The sequence below is a fragment of the Prevotella sp. C561 genome (assembly GCF_000224595.1).
GTDB lineage: Bacteria > Bacteroidota > Bacteroidia > Bacteroidales > Bacteroidaceae > Prevotella > Prevotella jejuni.
Map to the genome: position 1 here is coordinate 60,298 of NZ_JH114146.1, position 17,981 is coordinate 78,278.

The following is a 17,981-nucleotide window of genomic DNA, read 5'->3' on the forward strand; positions in this document are numbered from 1 at the left end:
GATACCATTCTCCCGCTTATACCTGATTTTATCTTCTCATACGTTCCAGCTCTTCATCGCGCAGCATTCTCTCGTTCAGTTTCTCCTGCATCTTGTCGAGGAAATAGGTACGGCTTTCGTTTTTCCGACGTTTGATGTCGGTATAGAAGCGGTAGCAATCCTTCGACTCAATACCGAATATCTTGTAGAGAATCGGGGCGAGCTGTTTTAGCGGCATATTGCCGTTGTTGATACAGCCCATCTCGTCTATGCCGTAGATAAGTTCCACGAGGTCGATGGCGTTGCCCGTCCAAAGAAGGCTGGCGGTGGTTTCTGTTGCGTTGTTGGCGGATATTAGTGGTGGCACTTGGGGCGTGGCAAGGAATTTCTGCATCTTTCTTACGAAAGACAGAGCCTTGCTGACGTAGGCGGCAATCTCTCTTCTTTCTTCTGACAGATTACGCACCGGATGGTGCTGCAACTCGATTTCGATGTAGGCAAGCGCGATGACGGTAAGGTTCATGTCCATGCCGCCGTTGCACAGTTCTATTACTTGGGTGGCGAAAGCCGTGTATGCTTTTTCCATATTGCAGTCTCCGGCTTCGTTTATCCGGCGGAAGAACTCGGTTTCCGCCAATAAAAAATAATTCATGTCCTGTCAATTTTGAAATTTTACACTCTGTTTTCGGTATGCGCACATGAATATAATTGGCAAAAAAACGCGGCAGAAAACAAAAAATCCAACGCTCAATTTTACAAAGTGTTGTATTTCAGTGGTATAAAATTCAATATTTTTTCACAGGGACAAATTATCTCCGACTTAAATTGTTTGTAATCAGAACATTTATTCTATTCTTGAAAATAAAAATGTATGCTTGCCGCACATTTTGGCTATCTTGCTTTTTTATCAAGGATGTAGATAATGCGGCATACACCGTTGGGAAAACTTTTCAAAGAGGAAAGCGTCCAGTGTTGCTCTGGCAGAGCCGCCTTAAAAAAATGTCGTCCGCTTCCGGATATGAAAGGAACGGTGTATAGTATGATTTCATCCACAGCGTGCATACGCAGTAGTCCGTTTATATAGTCTGCCGTGTCCGGTGTGGCTTCCGCGAGGTAACGGATGTTTGTGCCGTCTTTTCTCCATTCGTGCAGCATTGAAATGGAATAGTCTGGTGTCACGCGGTAAAGGGCGTTCTTCCTGATTTCATCAAGACCGCAACGGTCAAGGCACAAATCCTGATGTGCTTTATAATATAACTCTGAAGAAAGACATCCGTCCATCGTCAGTACGGCGAGAATCTGAACTTTACCCATAATCGTTACCTTTCATTAGGCAAGGGCAAAAAAGTAGCGTGCAATTCACACTACCTTCAAGCGATGGCTCTGGTAAAGCCTTTACGGAGAGTACGTGAATGCACGCTATGCGTAAGCATAGCATAAGCATCACGCAATCGTCTCCGTAGTTCCAATTTACCAGATTTTCGCTTGAAACGCCTTGCGGTCTTATCCTATATGTTGGCGGCGAAAAGCTCCTGCCAATCGCCGTTTTTCTCAAATGTTATGCAAAGATAGCCAAATTCAGTGAATTACAGGCTATGATTGCTTGAATTTATATTTAAGTCCATACTCTTCAAGTTTGCTGTATAGTGTTGTCCTGCCTATTCCGAGCAGTTCGGCGGCGACACTCCGGTTGCCGTTTGCCTGTTTCAACGCACGCAATATCCGCTCCTTATCCTCCGCGTCATTGCGCAGGGCGAAGTTGACAGTAGAGGTCGGTTTCGTCACGGCAAGTTCCAGATGCTCTTTCATGACAACACCTTCCTGCGCCTGCAATACAGCACCCATAACTTTCTGCCGAAGTTCCCGCACGTTGCCCGGCCATGCGTGTGTCAGCAACGCTTTACGTGCTTCGGAACTGAACCCGCTCACGCTACACTCCAGCTCTCTGTTTGCCATATCACGGAAGAACTCTGCCAGCGGCATGATGTCTTCCTGACAGTCACGCAACGGAGGAACGGTTATCCCGAAGTCGTGCAGGCGGTACAGAAGATCCTGCCGAAAACGCTTTTCACTCACTGCCGCTTCCAGATCCTCGTTGGTGGCGGCGATGATGCGGACATTGAAACTCCTGTCTGCCTTGTCTCCGACCGGGCGATACCGCCTCTCCTGTATGGCGCGGAGCAACATCTGTTGGGTTTCCAACGCGAGGTTTCCTACCTCGTCCAGAAACAGCGTGCCGCCTTCCGCCTCATGGAAATATCCTTTCTTGGCACAATCTGCTCCTGTAAACGCTCCCTTGACGTGTCCGAAGAAGGCCGAGGGCGCAAGCTCTTTGGTGAGTGAACCGCAGTCCACCGCCACGAATGGCTTGACTGCCCGCTTGCTCTTGTCGTGCAGGTGGTGGGCAATATGTTCCTTACCCGTGCCGTTCTCTCCGAATATCATCACGCTCATATCGGTAGCGGCTACCAGCCTTATACGGTGCATGATTTTCTGAAATGCGGAACCGTCACGGGCGAACACAGGCATACGGCGTTGTCCTGCCTGACGTTCTTTCAGTATGGAACGGATCAGGGGGACAAGTTTATCCTCCACAAGCTGTTTGGGAATATAGTCTATCGAGCCGAGTTTCATGCTTTCCACGGCGGTATTAACTTCGGCGTAGTCGGTCATAATGATGAAGGGCTGCATCTTTCCCTCCTTTCGCATCCAGCGCAAAAGGTCAATGCCGTTACCGTCAGGCAGGCGCAGGTCGGCAACCACGATGTCATTATCTGTCGCCTGTTGTAGATGTTTCTTCGCGGTTGAGAGGTGGTAAGCCTTCACGGTGCGGTAGCCCTCCCGCGCCAGCATGTTGCAGACAAACTCGCAGTACACGATATTGTCTTCTACCACAATTATTGTTGTCTTATCCATCTTCGTATTTTCTCCTTTCCTCTTCTGCCAACCGGATTATTTCCGCTCCCTTATCCAGCACGGCAGTCACGGCATGGCTTAACGCTTCACCATCCGGGAGTACATCGCCATGAAGCAATCTGTAAAGTACATTTAGCGGTTGGTCGGCACGTAGCACCTCCCACGAGCTGCGCAGGTGGTGTGTCAGGGAATCCAGCTTTTGCAGGTCTTTTTCTGTTGCCGCTTCCCGTATTGTCTGCATCTCTTTTTCAGTTTCCGTCATCAACTTTTCCAGCATAACGGCTTCATTGCCGTAAGACAGCAAAGCTGAAAAATCCGGTTTCCCGTCCGGTGTTTCTTTTATGGCACACCTGTCGGAAACCTCCATCAACTCCGATATGGAGAACGGCTTGAACAGGCATCCGGCAAAGCCTTTTGCCAATAGTTCCCCTTTGTTACAACTGCCCGAAGCGGTTGCCACAACCACCGGGATTGTTGGTGAATTGCCCACGTTGGACGAACGCAACAGTTCCAGTAATTCGAAACCGTTTATACCGGGCATATTCAAGTCTGTCAGCAACAGGCTGTATTCTTTCTGGCGTATCATTTCCATCAGTTCCGCAGCATCGGTGCAAGTGTCGCAGTGTATTCCTTCTTGGGAGTACATCTCTTTCAGCATCAGAAGTAATACCTCATCATTGTCAATGGCGACAACATCATGGAATTTATTGTTATGATAAACAGGTGTATTGCTTGTATATCCAAGCTGTTCTTCAGCTTCCTGCATAGAAATTTCAACTGTGAAACGACTGCCTTTCCCTTTCTTGCTGTCCAAACGGATTGTTCCGCCAAGCATCGACACAATATTACGCATTATGGCAAGCCCAAGCCCGAAACCCTCCTTTGCGGCGGCATTTGATAGACGTTCAAACGCACCGAACGCTTGTTTCTGTTCCTCTTCTGTCATGCCTGTACCTGTATCTTCAACGACCAGTGTCAGAACTCCATTATCATATTCAGTAATCAAAGAAACACCGCCTTCTTCTGTGAACTTGACTGCGTTTGACAGCAGGTTATTCCCGATTTGTATTATTCGCTCTTTGTCGGTCAATACAATGGCATCGTGTCCAGTCTTCACGGACAAGGACAACCCTTTGTTCACTGCAACAGGAATGAACTCCGTTTCAAGTGTGTGCGTGATTGCAGAAATCCGGCAGGGTGACAGACGGGGCTGTTCCTTGCCGTTGTCCAGGCGGAAGAAGTCAAGCAAAGTGTTGAGCATATCCCGCATACGGTCGGAGGATTGCAGTATATTTCGGATATATTGCCCATTATTACCGCTATTGCATTCTTTCCGCAAAAGTTCGGTATAGCCAGTTATTGCCGTCAGTGGTGTACGCAACTCATGGGTAATAGTATGTACCGCTTTCTTTCGGGAGGTTATGAGTACCTCATTTTGTTGCACGGACTGTTCCAATTGCTCGATCAAATCCGTTGTCTTGCGTTTGTATCGTTTAATGTTCTTTGCATCACGGTGTATGATGATATAGGAAATGACCAACAGCAAAAGAACAAATCCCATCAAGCCGCCTATCTGCATAAATGATTTTTTACGCATCGCTGTTATCTCGCTTTCTCTATTTTGTAAATCAGATTGTACCTTCTTTTCGATTTGGCAAATCAATCCTTGCAGTTGTCTGTTAAGTTCTGCATTACGGGCAGCAAGACTATCGGCTTGTTCTGACAATCGACGGCTCTGCGCTTTCTGTTCGTTGACCATGTTTCTATTGGATGAACGGAGCGTAGTCGTTGTTGTCGTTGGCTTCGTTCCCTCTTTTTTGCCAAAGATGCCCAAGAAACCTTTTCGTTTTGGCTTTTTGGACTGTTCCTGCACACTTTTCTGCACAATAACCGGAATTTGATTGGCTATCTTCTTGTTAATAGATTGTTGTTCATCCATTAACCGGACTATCTGGAACATCTGTCGTTCCTTATCCTCTAAAAGACTGCGCACACTATCGATGCGCTCTGCTGGATAGGTGGCCTTGAAACGGCAGAGCATACTGTCCATTGCCATACGCCGTGCATGGTAATGCTCGATATCTTTATCGTTCCATTCCAGTATTGTTTCACCCAATAGAGAAAATTTTATCATTTGAATATTGATATTGTTTATTTCTTTTCGGAGCTCGTCTATTTTTTTATTGCCAAGTTCTAATGCTTCTATCTCCTGCCATTCATAGAGGCTATTATATGCCATACATCCGATAAGAATGGAGATAAGTATATATCCCAACTGTATTGCCTTATAGAAATTTCCTGACCGCTCCATTATTTTGATGACATTGATTTTTGGAACATGAATAAAAGTTTATCTTTTTCGTTCATGCGGATATTATCAGAATAATCGCCTTTTGTTATTTGATACCCGCATGGCTTGACCATAAAAACGCCTAAGCCCTTAGTGTATGAACTTACTTCTGAGGCGTAGTCTTTACTTGTATTTAATGGAACTTTCCCTTTAATATGACACCACTCATTATTGCAACTGATGTCTTCAATCTCAGACATCATTTTTTGCAAATCTGTAATAGCTTTGGAACTTGCCGCTTGGGGTATCTGCAACTCAAAATAGAGCATCGGTTCGAGAATGTCCACACCTGACTGTTGCAAGGCCAGCCTGAAGACATAAGGGGTCAGCTGTCTGAAATCAGCAGGTGTACTTACCGGGCTATAATACTCGGCTTGAGTAAAAGTTACTTTCAGATCAGTCACTTCCCATCCATGTAAACCAGATTGGCAAGACATACGAATCCCTTCAAAAACGGCATTTTGAAAAGAATGGTTCAGATAACCATAGGAGATGTCACTTTCGATTTGCAACCCTGTCCCTAACGGCAAGGGTTCAAGCGTCAGCCCTATTGTGGCCCAGTAAGGGTTGGGTGGCACTTCGATCTGAATAATCTTATTGACCTTTTTTACAGGTCGTTCTTTGTAGATAGTCTTGATCTCATCAAAATGGACCTTTACGGAAAATCGTTCTTCCAGCAATGTCTGTATGATTTCCTTTTGTGTCAAACCATATAACGAGATTTCCAATTCATCACTATATGAGTTTATGGAAAAGGACAAAGACGGGTCTTCAATCCACAATGTATTCAGAGCGGATATCACCTTGCTTCTCTCTTCGGACCTGTCTGGCCGGACGGAGGATTTGAGAGCGGGATGCTGATGAGATAACCCTTGAATCAAACAAGGTTTAGTACCTAAATAATCTCCGATTCGAAAATCTTCCATATCTTCTACAATCGCGATATCATTGGCCCCCACTTCATCAACATTTATCTCTCTGCCCTGATAAATAGTCTTTAGATTTTTAATCTTGATGAATTTTTCCGAATCGTTGATTCTTACAATGTCTCGAAGTCTCAGACTTCCGTCAATTATTTTTAGAAAACTTCTTTTATGTCCTTTGGGGTCATGCTCTATCTTATAGAGATAAGCTGAAAGTCTGTTTGAGACTGATTCTGGAGGAAGTATAAAAGAAGAGATGGCGTCCAACAACTCATTGATACCGATATTGAACATTGCTGATCCATGTAGTACCGGATAGACTTTGGCTTTTGCCACAAGATCGATTATCGTATTCCAATAATCAGCCGGTGAAATTTCGCTATCCGCCAAATATCGTTCTAATATATTGTCGTCATGGTTGCATACAAATTCTTTGTATTCTTCCTTTATATATGTTTGGGAGCAAATCGGATAAACCAATCCATCGACAACAGTTTGCATAAACAGGACATCTTGAGACAGATTTGTTTTTATATCCAGATACAAACGCTCTAAATTCACACCGTCACGGTCAATTTTATTGATAAATATAATTGTCGGGATTTGCAGTTTTTGTAAAGTATTGAACAGCAACTTTGTTTGCGCTTGTATGCCTTCCTTTGCGGATAAGATGAGGACTGCTCCATCAAGCATTTTGAATGTCCGCTCCACTTCCGCAATAAAATCCATGTGTCCCGGAGTGTCAATGATATTGCATTTCACTCCATTCCAGATAATAGATGTCGTAGAAGCCCGAACAGTAATTCCTCTACGTTTCTCTATATCCATAGAGTCTGTTATGGTGTCACCATTATCCACACGGCCGCACTTTTCCGTTGCTCCACTGGCAAACAGCAGATTCTCGGTTACGGAAGTTTTTCCTGCATCAATGTGAGCAAGAATTCCTAAATTTATAATATTCATTTGGATTAAGCAATAATATACTACAATAGATGCATTGTCGAAACGCACCTTTTAATACCTCCTCGTAGCATGTGAGAACTACAGGATTACTAACTCGTATTAATATGTATATTATTACTGCCGCATAACGATTACAAAATTACACAAAAAAATATATCTAACAAAAGTGGGAGGATTTTTTAACTTTTTACCATAGACATTTTATTAGGGAAGCGTAGGTTCAACTGGTAAGTACAAATAAGTAGAAATGTTTGAACAACAACGTTTTAGGAAGTTGAAAAAAATCAAGTTTCTCTCTCGGTATAACGTTTATTTTGGCCAATATCTTCTTTAGTTTGGCATTTGAGTATTTCCCATTCGTGTTCTATTTAGCTCCTTATTATGAGTATGTAGCAAGTTGCTTATCAAATTCAGCCTCTTTGAGGGTCAAATATGGTTTTGCAAATGGTGACTGACAAGACATAAACAAGGTCAGCAGGATTTTTTACATAAATGGACATGAATGTATATAACCTAAAATAAGAATAAATTTTAATAAGGGCTGCCCAAAAAGAAAAAAAATGCAGTTGCCATCCTACAGATACTTGCAGAAAGGATAAAATTTACTTTTAGACCTTTTGGGATAGCCCTTATTAATACTTCAGATAAAATTCCTAAGGTTATATTTTCAATCCTTTGGACCGGGTTTCCTCCTTGGCATACAGCCCCGGATGCCCAGTTATGGTGTGATTGGCGATAATACTTTCCGATGGATTGCGTATTTGCGGTGATGTATCTTCGGGATATTGCCTGATACCGTTTCGCACACCTTTCGCTTCCGGTTTGACCTGTTGCCCTTCATGCTCCTTTTCGGTGATTTCGGGTGTAGGCGGCGCAAGTTCCAGCTGTATCTTGCGGTCAAGGGCGGCAAGTTCGGACTTCAACTGTTTCAGTTCTTCCTCCTTCTTCCACACCTTGCCTGCTATCTCCTGCAACTGCGGTATCTCACGTTCCAAGACCTCATTCTTCGCTTTATACTGGTCGATGATGGAGGGGATTCTCTCAATCGCGTTGAGGAAGTTGCGGGCGGCGGCCAACGGGTCAGCCAGCGCCAGATGCCCGTTGTTGTAGGTGTACTTGTAGTTCCCCTCGACCACGAAGCGGTTGTCGGTAAACTCCAATCCCTCTTTGAGTATCCTTTCGCTGACCACCTTTATCGGGAAACCGTAAAACTCTCCAACCTGCGTGTACAACCCTCCGGTCGTGGCATTCTTGGCTATCTCCTGCAAACGCTTTCCGATGACTTTCTCATCGGCGGAATCCACTCCGTCCACCTTTATTATATTAAGGTGATTGCCCTCCTTGTCGGTCTGCACCACAGAGAGGAAGCGGTTCCAGTCCTCCGTCATGGCATCTATGAAAGCTGTGTTGTTGCCCAGCTCGCGGGTCTTCGATTCCAGCTTGAACTCCGAATCACGCTTGCCCTTGTTGAACGACTTGCGTTCCCCTTCGAGCGAGGCGATACGTTTTTCCAGTTTCGCCTTGTCCAGCAGGTCGGTGTTGCCGGATAGCAACGCCATATATTCCGAGAAGTTCATGCCCGATTTCTCGTCCATTGCCCCCTCGTCGATGGTACGCGCTTCCATAGCACCGCTTTTAAGCTGGCTGATGAAAGTCTGCTTGCAGTGCAGGAGGTTGAACTTGTAACTGTCCAGTGATTTTTCCACCGCGTAGATTATTACGTCCACGTTGTTCCCGGCGAAATGCTTGGCTATCTCGTTGCCTGCTCTAACTCCCCGTCCGTCACGCTGTTGCAGGTCGGACGGTCGCCACGGCGTATCAAGATGATGAATTGCCACACACCGTTTCTGTGCGTTCACACCCGTTCCGAGCATGGAGGTGGAGCCGAACAGCACACGCACCGTCCCGGCGTTCATGGCATCTATCACCGCCTTCCGAGCCTTGTCGGTCTTGCACTCCTGAATGAAGCGCACCTCGCTTGGCGGTATGCCGTAGTCCTCCGTCAGTTTGCGCTTGATTTCCGAATAGACGTTCCACCCATCGCCCGGCTGGTAAGTCCCCAAGTCAGAGAAAACGAACTGCGTGCCTTTCTGCGCGTCGTATTTTTGATAATACTCCGCGATTATTTTGGCACAGTGGCTCGCCTTGTTGTCGGGGTGGTCTTCGTAATGCGGGTCTATCATGCGCATGTCGAGTGCCATCTTCCGGGCATAATCAGTCATTAAGAATTAAGGGAAACAGAGGGAAACGCAAGGAATGTAACTATTTGAAATATCATCATTTAGCATTTCTCTGCTATTATAAGGGTAAGCGAAAACGAGCATCAAACGGCAGGAGTTCCGTTACCAAATCGTAACCCATCAAGGAAAAAGCAAAAAGGGGTTACGAATTGAAGCTAAACAACTGTTTCATAGGTTTTTATTCCTCATCTTTCATTTTTTTGCATCGCTCAGGAATACTTGTTCATCTGTACCTTTGCAAGCAAAGGAAATTTAGAAAAAACGACAGAAAAATGAAAGAAAACAAACTCAAAGTATCGTTCTTCGTTCAGGCGAAACGAACCGACAAGAAAGGACTTGTGCCTGTCATTGGGCGAATCTCCGTTGGCAGAACCCATTCGGGCTTCTCCACCAAGTGTAAGACTCCGCTCGCTCTTTGGGACAGTCGCAAGCAAAGGCTTATCGGCAAGAGTAGCATGGCTGTGTCCGTCAACCAGAAACTCGGTGAATGCACCGCACTCATCCACGCACGCTTTCATGAACTCAGCGAAAGAGAAGAATCCTTTACCGCCACAGACGTGAGGGATGCCTATCAGGGGCAAATCCACCGTCAGGCCTTGCTCTTGGAGAGTTTTGGGGAGTATCTCACACAGACAAAGGAACGTGTCGGTATCGACCGAGCCTTAAAGACGTTCAAACTCCGTACCTACCAACTCTCCCTGCTCCGTGAGTATGTACAAAAGAAGTACAAGGTAAGCGACATTCCCCTTTCACAGTTGGACAATACCTTTATCGAGGGTTTTGAGTATTATCTTACCATCGACCGCAGACTGAAACGCAGTAGCATATCGAGTACTTTGTCCACCTTGCAGACCATCGTCCGCATGGCGGTGAAGAAAGGCGTGCTGGACTTCTATCCGTTCTTGGGCTACAGTTACGAGCGACCAAAGGGTGAACCGAGAAGCATCACGAAGGAAGAACTTGAGCGCATCATCGACTTGGAGATTGAATGGGAGAACTACCGCATTGTCCGTGATCTCTTTGTCTTTTCCTGCTTCACAGGTCTGGCAATCTCCGACGTCCGTAATCTTCGGGAGGAAAACATCGTTTTGGAAGAAGGCGAACTCTGCATCAAGGGCAGGCGAATGAAAACCAAGACTCCGTATCGTGTACAAGTACTTCCTCCTGCTTGGGCGATAATGGAGCGGTACAGGGGAAAGCGTGCAGGCTTTGTCTTTGACGTTCCAACCACCGACGTTATCCTCAATGGCATGCACTATATACAGCGAAATATCAGTATGGAAACTCCGCTGACCTTTCACATGGCAAGACACACCTTTGCATCGCTTATCACGCTTTCGGCAGGTGTACCTATTGAAACGGTGAGCCGTATGCTCGGACACACAAATTTGAGAACAACACAAATTTATGCAGCTGTTTCCTCCGAGAGAATCCATCGAGATATGCAGAAAGTGCAGCAACGCATACAAGATACATTCACCTTAAAACTTTGACATTATGGCACGAAGCACATTCAAGACACTATTCTATATCAACCGTTCCAAACAAAAGAAAAACGGCAGCTGCCCGATTATGGGACGCATCACCATAGACGGTGAGCAGGTGCAATACAGCACGGGCAAGGAAATCGCTCCCGAACTTTGGGACAGTCGTAAGGGACGGTGCAAAGGAACAGGCGAAGAGACAAAGGAAATCAACCGCTATTTACAAAGCAAAGAGGAACAAGCCACAGCGAAGTATCAAGAATTAGTTTGGCAACGTGGCTATATCACCGCTGAGTTGCTGAAGCGTGAACTCATGGAAGAAGACAAGCCCAAAGGTTTTCTTATGGAGGAAGCACGACTATTTATTGAAGAAAAGCGTCCTTGCGTAGGACTGACGATTGCCAAGCCGACTTTTGCTAATTACATCTATGCAGCGCAGCTCATTAAGTCCTATCTGCGTGAACGCTTAGGTCAGGAAGATATTCGATATGCACAATTGGACTATGCCTTTATTGAGGGATTGGACTTCTACCTTAAATCAGAGCGCAACCTCTCTCTTGCCACTATTCAGATTGTGGTCATCTTTCTGCGGAAACTCGTCGGTATCGGACAGCAGAAGAAATACATCCGCGTCGACCCCTTTGTGGATTACAAGGCAGAACTGCCACACCGCACACGCAGGTATCTCACTACGGAGGAACTGCAACGGGTACTGCAAACTCCCATCATTGACAGGCAGTTCGAGCGAGCAAGACAATTCTTCCTTTTCTGTGCCTTCACTGGTTTGGCTCGTGTGGACATGCAACGGCTCAAACCGAAGCATATCATCCATAATGCAGACGGAACAGAGGAAATCCGCATCAAGCGGCAGAAAACAGACGTGGAAGCCATCATTCCACTCCTGCCCATTGCGGGGCAAATCCTTTCGCTCTATATCAAGGATAAGAAAGCGGACGACTTGATATTCCCCAATCTCACAATAAGGAAAGCATCCTTTGCGTGTGTAAACATCGGTCAGATATGCCGAATAGAGAAAGGCTTGACCTTCCATATGGCACGCCACACATTTTCTACCACGATATGCCTATCCAACGGCATATCAATGGAAACACTCAGCAAGATGCTCGGACACAGCAATATCGGCACGACACAAATTTACGGAAAGATAACTGACCATAAGATACAAGAGGATATGACCGCACTCACTCATAGAGAGCATTCAGCCTTTGAAGGCTATTGTGAGTCGATTGCACGGCAGAATATGCCACTGCAACAAGCATAAGAAAGAAGTAATTATAAAACATATATTATTCACGATTGAGAAACAAACGATTATGAAACAGAATACCAAACAGGAACTGTCTTATTTTCGGTTGAAATTAAGAAGTTATATGAGTGAGCATCACCCCGAAAGATTGCACGACACGGAGTTTATCACCACACGGGCAGACATGGCTCTAACTGCTTACTGCGATGCAGTGGCACAAGGTTTTTCGCACCTCGAAGCAGAGAGCATAGCAAGTGAGGTATTGTATCAAGGTTTGCATTTTTCCAAGTACGACACGCTTGTATCCGTGTTGGAAAACGAGTTTGAGGGGGAACTGCCTGCTCCGCTCCCCGATATGCTCGCACCCATATTGTTGTCGAACAAGGCTATTCAAGCCACATTCGACAAGTTCGGTTTGACGGGCACATTTGCCGCAAGCGGACAATACGACCGTCTTTACACCGAACTCACAGGCACGATTGTGCTGCTCATCGAGAGCAATAACCTGCCAACGGTCAGACTGACGGAGGAAGCAAGCCCGAAGGCGTTGTAAGCAAAGGCGCACGCAAAGTCCCTGATGCCGTTTCTTATCGTGCAAATGTACAACGGCAGCCAATCTGCCCTGAAAGGTCGAGTCCTGCGGATGGAGAGAAGAATCTCCACCGCAGGATTTTTCTTTTTCAAGGTGGTATTACAATTTTCAATAGCCATGCGGTTGTATTCATCTCTCCCAACCTTGCAGGGCAGGGCTGCCGTAGAGAGTATAGGCACGACAAGAATACGGCATACTCAGGCTCTTTGGACGCAAGGCGTAACAACCAACAACAGATAGGAATAACGATAGTATTGTCAATCTGTTGTTTGTACAATTTGTTGTCCTGACTATCTGTTGTCAAAACTATCTGTTGTCATGACTATCTATTGTCAAAACTATATATCGTCAAAATAATCTATCGATAGTTCTACATATCGATTTGTCGAACTATCGAATTATCGATAAAACAACAAAATAATAAAAGGAACGAGCCGGCACCTCTTCTCATTACCGCAATCATACCATTCTTATACAGAACATAAGAGTTTTTCAGCAGCGACTCCAAATCTGATAAGGAAAGCTACCAGCCTTTGGACTTAAAGCTTATGAGCTTTCTATAAAAAGCTTATAAGCAATCTATGAAAAGCTTATAAGTAATCTGACAAAAGCTTATAAGTTATTTACAAAAAGCTTATAAGCTTTTTGCTAAAAGCTTAAGAGCTTTTTTAATGAAAGCTTAAGAGTTTTTCTGACTGACAGACTAACTTCTCTTCTTTTCCTTCTATATCCTTGCTTTTCTGCGTTGCTTTGTTCAATAAAGTTATACGCTTACCTTTGCACACAACAATAGTGGCAACAGACTGTATATGAGTTTGTTTGCCGAGTAACAATAACGTAATCAAAACAAAAAGAATGCAATGAAACTCATCATTATCGATCGCAAGGTATGGGAGCAGCACTGCTCCGACTTTGCAAACTTTATTCATCGTATCGAACAACTCATCGGCAATCCGCCCGAAAAGGACGAATGGCTCGACAACGAAGCTGTATGTCGCAGACTCGGTATCAGCAAGCGTACCCTGCAATCATACCGAGATACGGGAAAAATCCCTTTCTCAATGATTGGACACAAGTGCTATTACAAGGAGAGCGACATCACGGAGTTACTGAACGCAAACAATGAATGAACTATGGAAGAGAAAGAAATCATTACACAGCAAGACTCTCAAATGCAGATGTTTGCACAGTTGATGGAGGGTACTTTGAAGAAACTGGAGCGTTATTGTTCTACAGCCCGTCCGATGCTGGGCGGAGAAGTTTATCTTACAGGCGAAGATGTTTGTAAACTCTTACGGCTGAGTACCCGTACACTTCAGGACTATCGGGACAACGGTACGATTGCCTACTGTAAAATCGGCGGCAAGATACTCTATAGGCAGAGCGACATACAAGCCATGCTCGAAAGACATTATTACCCAATACACAAGAAGCCATGCCGACCATAGATGAAAAGAGAAAAGCCGTTTTAGAGCAAGCCATCAGAGATATGGGAAATTATGGCGTAAAACTCCGCAAGCCCGAGGAATTGCCCGATTTTGACCAGCCCGTAGATTATGAAGAGGAGAAGAAAAGATTTGAGCCTGTTAAAGTTGAGGAACAAAATGACGAGGAGAGTCACAAGGACTATTCTCAACCGTCCTATCAAAAAACAGAGTTGTCACCAACGGAGAGGGCTACTTCTACCGAAGAGAATCATCAACGAATGGGAAAAACAAGGGACAGGAAGCAATTATCCGAGTTTCAGGGGAAATATCTACGGCCCTTTCGCAACAGCCACCGCAAAGCCGTGTATGTATCAGAGGAAACTCAACGAAAGTTGGACTTCGTGGTGAGGAAAATCGGTGAGCAGGGAGCAAGCGTTTCAGGATATGTGGAGCAGGTGCTTCGAGAACATCTCGACCAATACAAAGATGATGTGGAAAGATGGCGGAAACTCTGAAGTACTGCATTCCTCGAATGCAAGCCTACGCTGAGTTACTGTATTCAGTGAATGCAGTAACACGGCATGGGCTTATAATCCCATTTTCTACATCAGCAAGGTGTGTCTTTGTGACACAAACTGCCGTTTGTACCACAAAGACCCTTGCCCCGAAGGGAGATTAAATCACTCCAAAGTCGTGATTAGAAGCACAAAAATAAGAGAATATGGCAAGCGATAAATCAAGGAAAAAAGTAGCGAAAAAGTATGGTGATATGCCCGACAAGTGGGACGATTGGCACGTCCGTTTACCAGACCTGAAAGACCAAATACGAGTGATAGACCTCTATCACAAATCAGGCTCAATGTCCAAGTCAGAGTTCGTGCGTGCAAGGTTATTAGGAGAGCATTTCAAGGTGATAGCGGTGGATAAGTCCGCCGTGGAGTATTATCGCAAGCTCTCTGAACTCACAGCCCAAGTACATAAAATTGGAGTGAACTACAATCAGGTGGTACGACTGATGCGCCTTTATACGGCAGAGAAAAGCATACAGACATTGTTGCGGGAGCTTATCGGTTTGACAAAAGAACTCACTGCCTTGCAAGAAAAAGCAGTGAGTTTAACCATTGACTATCGAGAGAGATAAGGAATGTGCGATGGAATTAGATGTCCCCAAGCATTTTTTGCAGCAGATTGCCCGATGAACTTACTATCTGAAAGTCTACCGTCTGGTTTTCCACAGATTTTATCTCAGTTACCTTGAAACGGCAAATAGCTTTCTGACGTTCCAAAGTGTCTCGGACAGGAGACAGGTCTCGTATCTGTCCTGCAAACGTTCTATAGGGAGATTGCAGATAAATCATTTGTCCGTTTACATTGTCGGGGCGTTTATTCTCGAACTTTAATAAGATGGTTATATCTGTGCTGTCCGCTGGTGTTGCGGTTGTTGCTCCGTGTACGGTAGCCGTACCCGAATATACTTGTTCATAGGGTAGGAAATAGGCTACGGCTAACAGACAAAGCAATACAGCCCCAATGGCGGTGATGCCGTATCGGACAAGTGAAGAGGGTATCTGCCCCACGATGCTGCGTACTTTCTCGCTGCGAAGTTCAAAACTCCGTTCTTGTTTCTTCTCTTCTTCCATATTAGTTGCCAAGTTCTAATTGATTCTTTACTAAGGCAAAATATTTACCACGTTTAGCAGTCAGTTCCTCGTGTGTACCTACCTCTACAATTTTACCTTCATCCAAAACTACAATTTGGTCGGCATCGCGAACAGTGGAAAGGCGGTGTGCCACTACTACAACTGTTTTTCCCTTGTAGAACTCCGAAAGCTTTTCAGTAATGGCTCGTTCATTGTTGGCATCGAGGGCATTGGTCGCTTCGTCCAAGAAGACGAACATTGGATTCTTATAAACTACCCTTGCAATAAGGATGCGTTGTCGTTGCCCTTGACTAATGCCTTGTCCGTCCTGTCCTATCATCGTGTTGTAAGCCAAAGGCAGGGCTTCTATATAGTCGGCTATGTTTGCTACATGGGCAGCATGACGGATACGTTCGATGTCGGGTTCATCATCAGATATGGCGATATTTCTCGCAATGGTATCGGAGAAGAGATATCCCTCCTGCATCACCGCACCGCATTGGCTTCGCCACCAGCCGAGGTTGTATTCACTCAAATTGGCATTGCCTATCTCGATGTTTCCATTCAGTGGCTCATAGAATCCCAAAAGGAGTTTTACGAGCGTGGTCTTTCCGCTTCCGCTTGCCCCCACGATTGCCGTTACCTTGCCGTTGGGAATGGAAAGGTTGATATTCGATAAAATATTTATCGGACTGTATATATCATATTTGAAGGATAAGTCTTTTATCATAAGGGAATGTCCTTTAGTATTTTTGTCCGTATAGGCGGTACGTGTCCGTTCGACATTTTCCTCGTTGGTCTCAGTGTGGATTTCGTTCATGCGGTCAAGGCTGATGCTTACGTCTTGCCATGAGTAGATGAACTGGATGAGCTGCTCCACGGGGCTGTTGAGCTGTCCGATGATGTACTGCACCGCCAGCATCATACCGAGCGTCATGTTTCCGTGTATCACGGCTGTGGCAGCAAGAACGGTGATTAAGATGTTCTTCACCTCATTGATAGTAATACTTCCTGCCTGTTGCACTTGTTGCAGATTGAGCGATTGCAGATTGACCTTAAACAGGTCGGCTTGTACGTCCTCCCATTCCCAACGTTTGCGCTGCTCGCACCCCTGCAACTTGATTTCCTGCATACCTCCTATGAGTTGGTAGGTTACATTACGGTTGCGTCCTGCCTGCTCAAAGTATTTGTAATCGAGCTGTCTGCGCTTTTTGAGAAAAAGGATAACCCAACCTGCATATAGGATTGTGCCGATGAGGAAGACGGCAAAGATTCCGAGGTTATAAACAGCCAAAATTCCCCCAAACACTAAGAAGGTAAAGAATGAAAAAAGTAGGCTCAGGCTACTTGATGTAAGAAATTGTTCTACTCTCCTATGGTCTTCGATACGTTGCAAGATATCACCCATTTGCTTAGTATCAAAGAACTTCATTGGTAATTTCATCAATTTTATAAAAAAATCAGAAACTAATGAAATGTTGATACGGGTTGAAATATGCAGAAGTATCTTGGAACGAATAAATTCATTAGTTGTTCGACTGAACAATAGCATAAGTTCTGCTAATAGAACAAGCCAGATAAAATTTATATCTTTCCCTCCAATTCCCATATCTACAATAGTTTGAGTAAGAAACGGAAAGATTAACTGTAAAAGCGAACCTATTAAAAGACTAATGATTAGCTGAAGAAAATAATATTTATATTTTCCAATATACTTATATAAGAATTTCAGATTCTTTGAATCCCCTTCTTGTACCATGTTATTATTATAAAAGGTGGGAGTAGGTTCAACAGATAGTATAACTCCACAAGGAATACCATTGTTTTCTGTACTTGCCCAATGTCGCTTAAAACTATCTATATCGTATTCGAGTATTCCTTTCCCTGGATCTGCAACAACAACCCCTCTTTTTTTATATTTACATAAGATGACAAAATGATTCTGATCCCAGTGTAGGATACAGGGATTTTTATAAGTCTTTAGTATATCAAGAGATACTATTTTCCCATTACATTTTAATCCTATTTTTTTTGCTAGTTCACTAATATCATACATAGAAACTCCACCTTTTGAACTTTCTAAGCTCTTTGATATTTGTTGTAGAGAATATTTTTTGCCATAGAAATGGCATAACATTACTAAGCATGCTGCTCCACATTGCATAGCGTCATGTTGCTTTATAAAAACAAAACCTGCCAT

Annotated in this window: 14 protein-coding genes and 1 pseudogene; 7 read left to right on the plus strand and 8 right to left on the minus strand. The window is 44.6% G+C overall.

Annotated features, from left to right (window positions below; all coding sequences use genetic code 11):
• Positions 1-28 precede the first annotated feature (28 nt).
• From HMPREF0666_RS09150 to HMPREF0666_RS09175, 6 genes and pseudogenes are all read right to left on the minus strand, one after another.
• Entirely contained in the window at positions 29-631 is a 603-nt protein-coding gene (locus HMPREF0666_RS09150) for an RteC domain-containing protein (RefSeq protein WP_002560994.1), read from the minus strand.
• Between the two features lie 239 nt (positions 632-870).
• Positions 871-1,293: a dihydrofolate reductase family protein gene (locus HMPREF0666_RS09155; protein WP_009012097.1), complete on the minus strand. Its 423-nt coding sequence runs from the start codon at positions 1,291-1,293 to the stop codon at positions 871-873.
• Between the two features lie 279 nt (positions 1,294-1,572).
• Entirely contained in the window at positions 1,573-2,895 is a 1,323-nt protein-coding gene (locus tag HMPREF0666_RS09160; protein WP_002560996.1) for a sigma-54 dependent transcriptional regulator, read from the minus strand.
• Positions 2,888-5,206 (minus strand): ATP-binding protein, encoded by a 2,319-nt coding sequence (locus HMPREF0666_RS09165; protein WP_002560997.1) that lies wholly within the window; start codon positions 5,204-5,206, stop codon positions 2,888-2,890. The genes HMPREF0666_RS09160 and HMPREF0666_RS09165 overlap by 8 nt, the downstream gene beginning before the upstream one ends.
• Positions 5,206-7,131 (minus strand): tetracycline resistance ribosomal protection protein Tet(Q), encoded by a 1,926-nt coding sequence (tet(Q), locus tag HMPREF0666_RS09170; protein ID WP_002560998.1) that lies wholly within the window; start codon positions 7,129-7,131, stop codon positions 5,206-5,208. The genes HMPREF0666_RS09165 and tet(Q) overlap by 1 nt, the downstream gene beginning before the upstream one ends.
• Positions 7,132-7,790: 659 nt before the next feature.
• Positions 7,791-9,356, minus strand: a pseudogene (locus HMPREF0666_RS09175) (helicase-related protein); the annotation flags it as partial.
• 287 nt (positions 9,357-9,643) lie between these two features.
• On the opposite strand from HMPREF0666_RS09175, the gene HMPREF0666_RS09180 reads away from it, so the two are divergent.
• The 7 genes from HMPREF0666_RS09180 (at position 9,644) to HMPREF0666_RS09210 (ending at position 15,282) form a co-directional block, all read left to right on the plus strand.
• Complete coding sequence (locus HMPREF0666_RS09180) at positions 9,644-10,864, plus strand: site-specific integrase (protein ID WP_009012098.1); 1,221 nt, start codon at positions 9,644-9,646, stop codon at positions 10,862-10,864.
• Positions 10,865-10,868: 4 nt separating this feature from the next.
• Positions 10,869-12,137, plus strand: a complete 1,269-nt coding sequence (locus HMPREF0666_RS09185; RefSeq protein ID WP_009012099.1) for a site-specific integrase — start codon at positions 10,869-10,871, stop codon at positions 12,135-12,137.
• Positions 12,138-12,189: 52 nt separating this feature from the next.
• Complete coding sequence (locus tag HMPREF0666_RS09190) at positions 12,190-12,675, plus strand: DUF1896 domain-containing protein (protein WP_009012100.1); 486 nt, start codon at positions 12,190-12,192, stop codon at positions 12,673-12,675.
• A gap of 899 nt (positions 12,676-13,574) precedes the next feature.
• A complete protein-coding gene (locus tag HMPREF0666_RS09195) occupies positions 13,575-13,844 on the plus strand; it encodes a helix-turn-helix domain-containing protein (RefSeq protein ID WP_009012101.1) in 270 nt (89 codons plus the stop codon).
• A 3-nt stretch (positions 13,845-13,847) separates the two neighbouring features.
• Positions 13,848-14,162 carry a helix-turn-helix domain-containing protein gene (locus HMPREF0666_RS09200; protein ID WP_009012102.1) on the plus strand — a complete coding sequence of 105 codons (315 nt, stop codon included), beginning with the start codon at positions 13,848-13,850 and terminating at the stop codon, positions 14,160-14,162.
• Positions 14,150-14,656 carry a DUF3408 domain-containing protein gene (locus tag HMPREF0666_RS09205; RefSeq protein WP_009012103.1) on the plus strand — a complete coding sequence of 169 codons (507 nt, stop codon included), beginning with the start codon at positions 14,150-14,152 and terminating at the stop codon, positions 14,654-14,656. Before HMPREF0666_RS09200 ends, HMPREF0666_RS09205 begins: the two co-directional genes overlap by 13 nt.
• 206 nt (positions 14,657-14,862) lie before the next feature.
• Positions 14,863-15,282, plus strand: coding sequence for a hypothetical protein (locus HMPREF0666_RS09210; protein ID WP_009012104.1), 420 nt, complete (start codon positions 14,863-14,865; stop codon positions 15,280-15,282).
• A gap of 16 nt (positions 15,283-15,298) precedes the next feature.
• Here HMPREF0666_RS09210 and HMPREF0666_RS09215 read toward each other — a convergent pair whose 3' ends face one another.
• Positions 15,299-15,781: a hypothetical protein gene (locus HMPREF0666_RS09215; protein WP_009012105.1), complete on the minus strand. Its 483-nt coding sequence runs from the start codon at positions 15,779-15,781 to the stop codon at positions 15,299-15,301.
• A gap of 1 nt (position 15,782) precedes the next feature.
• Positions 15,783-17,981 carry a peptidase domain-containing ABC transporter gene (locus HMPREF0666_RS09220; RefSeq protein ID WP_009012106.1) on the minus strand — a complete coding sequence of 733 codons (2,199 nt, stop codon included), beginning with the start codon at positions 17,979-17,981 and terminating at the stop codon, positions 15,783-15,785.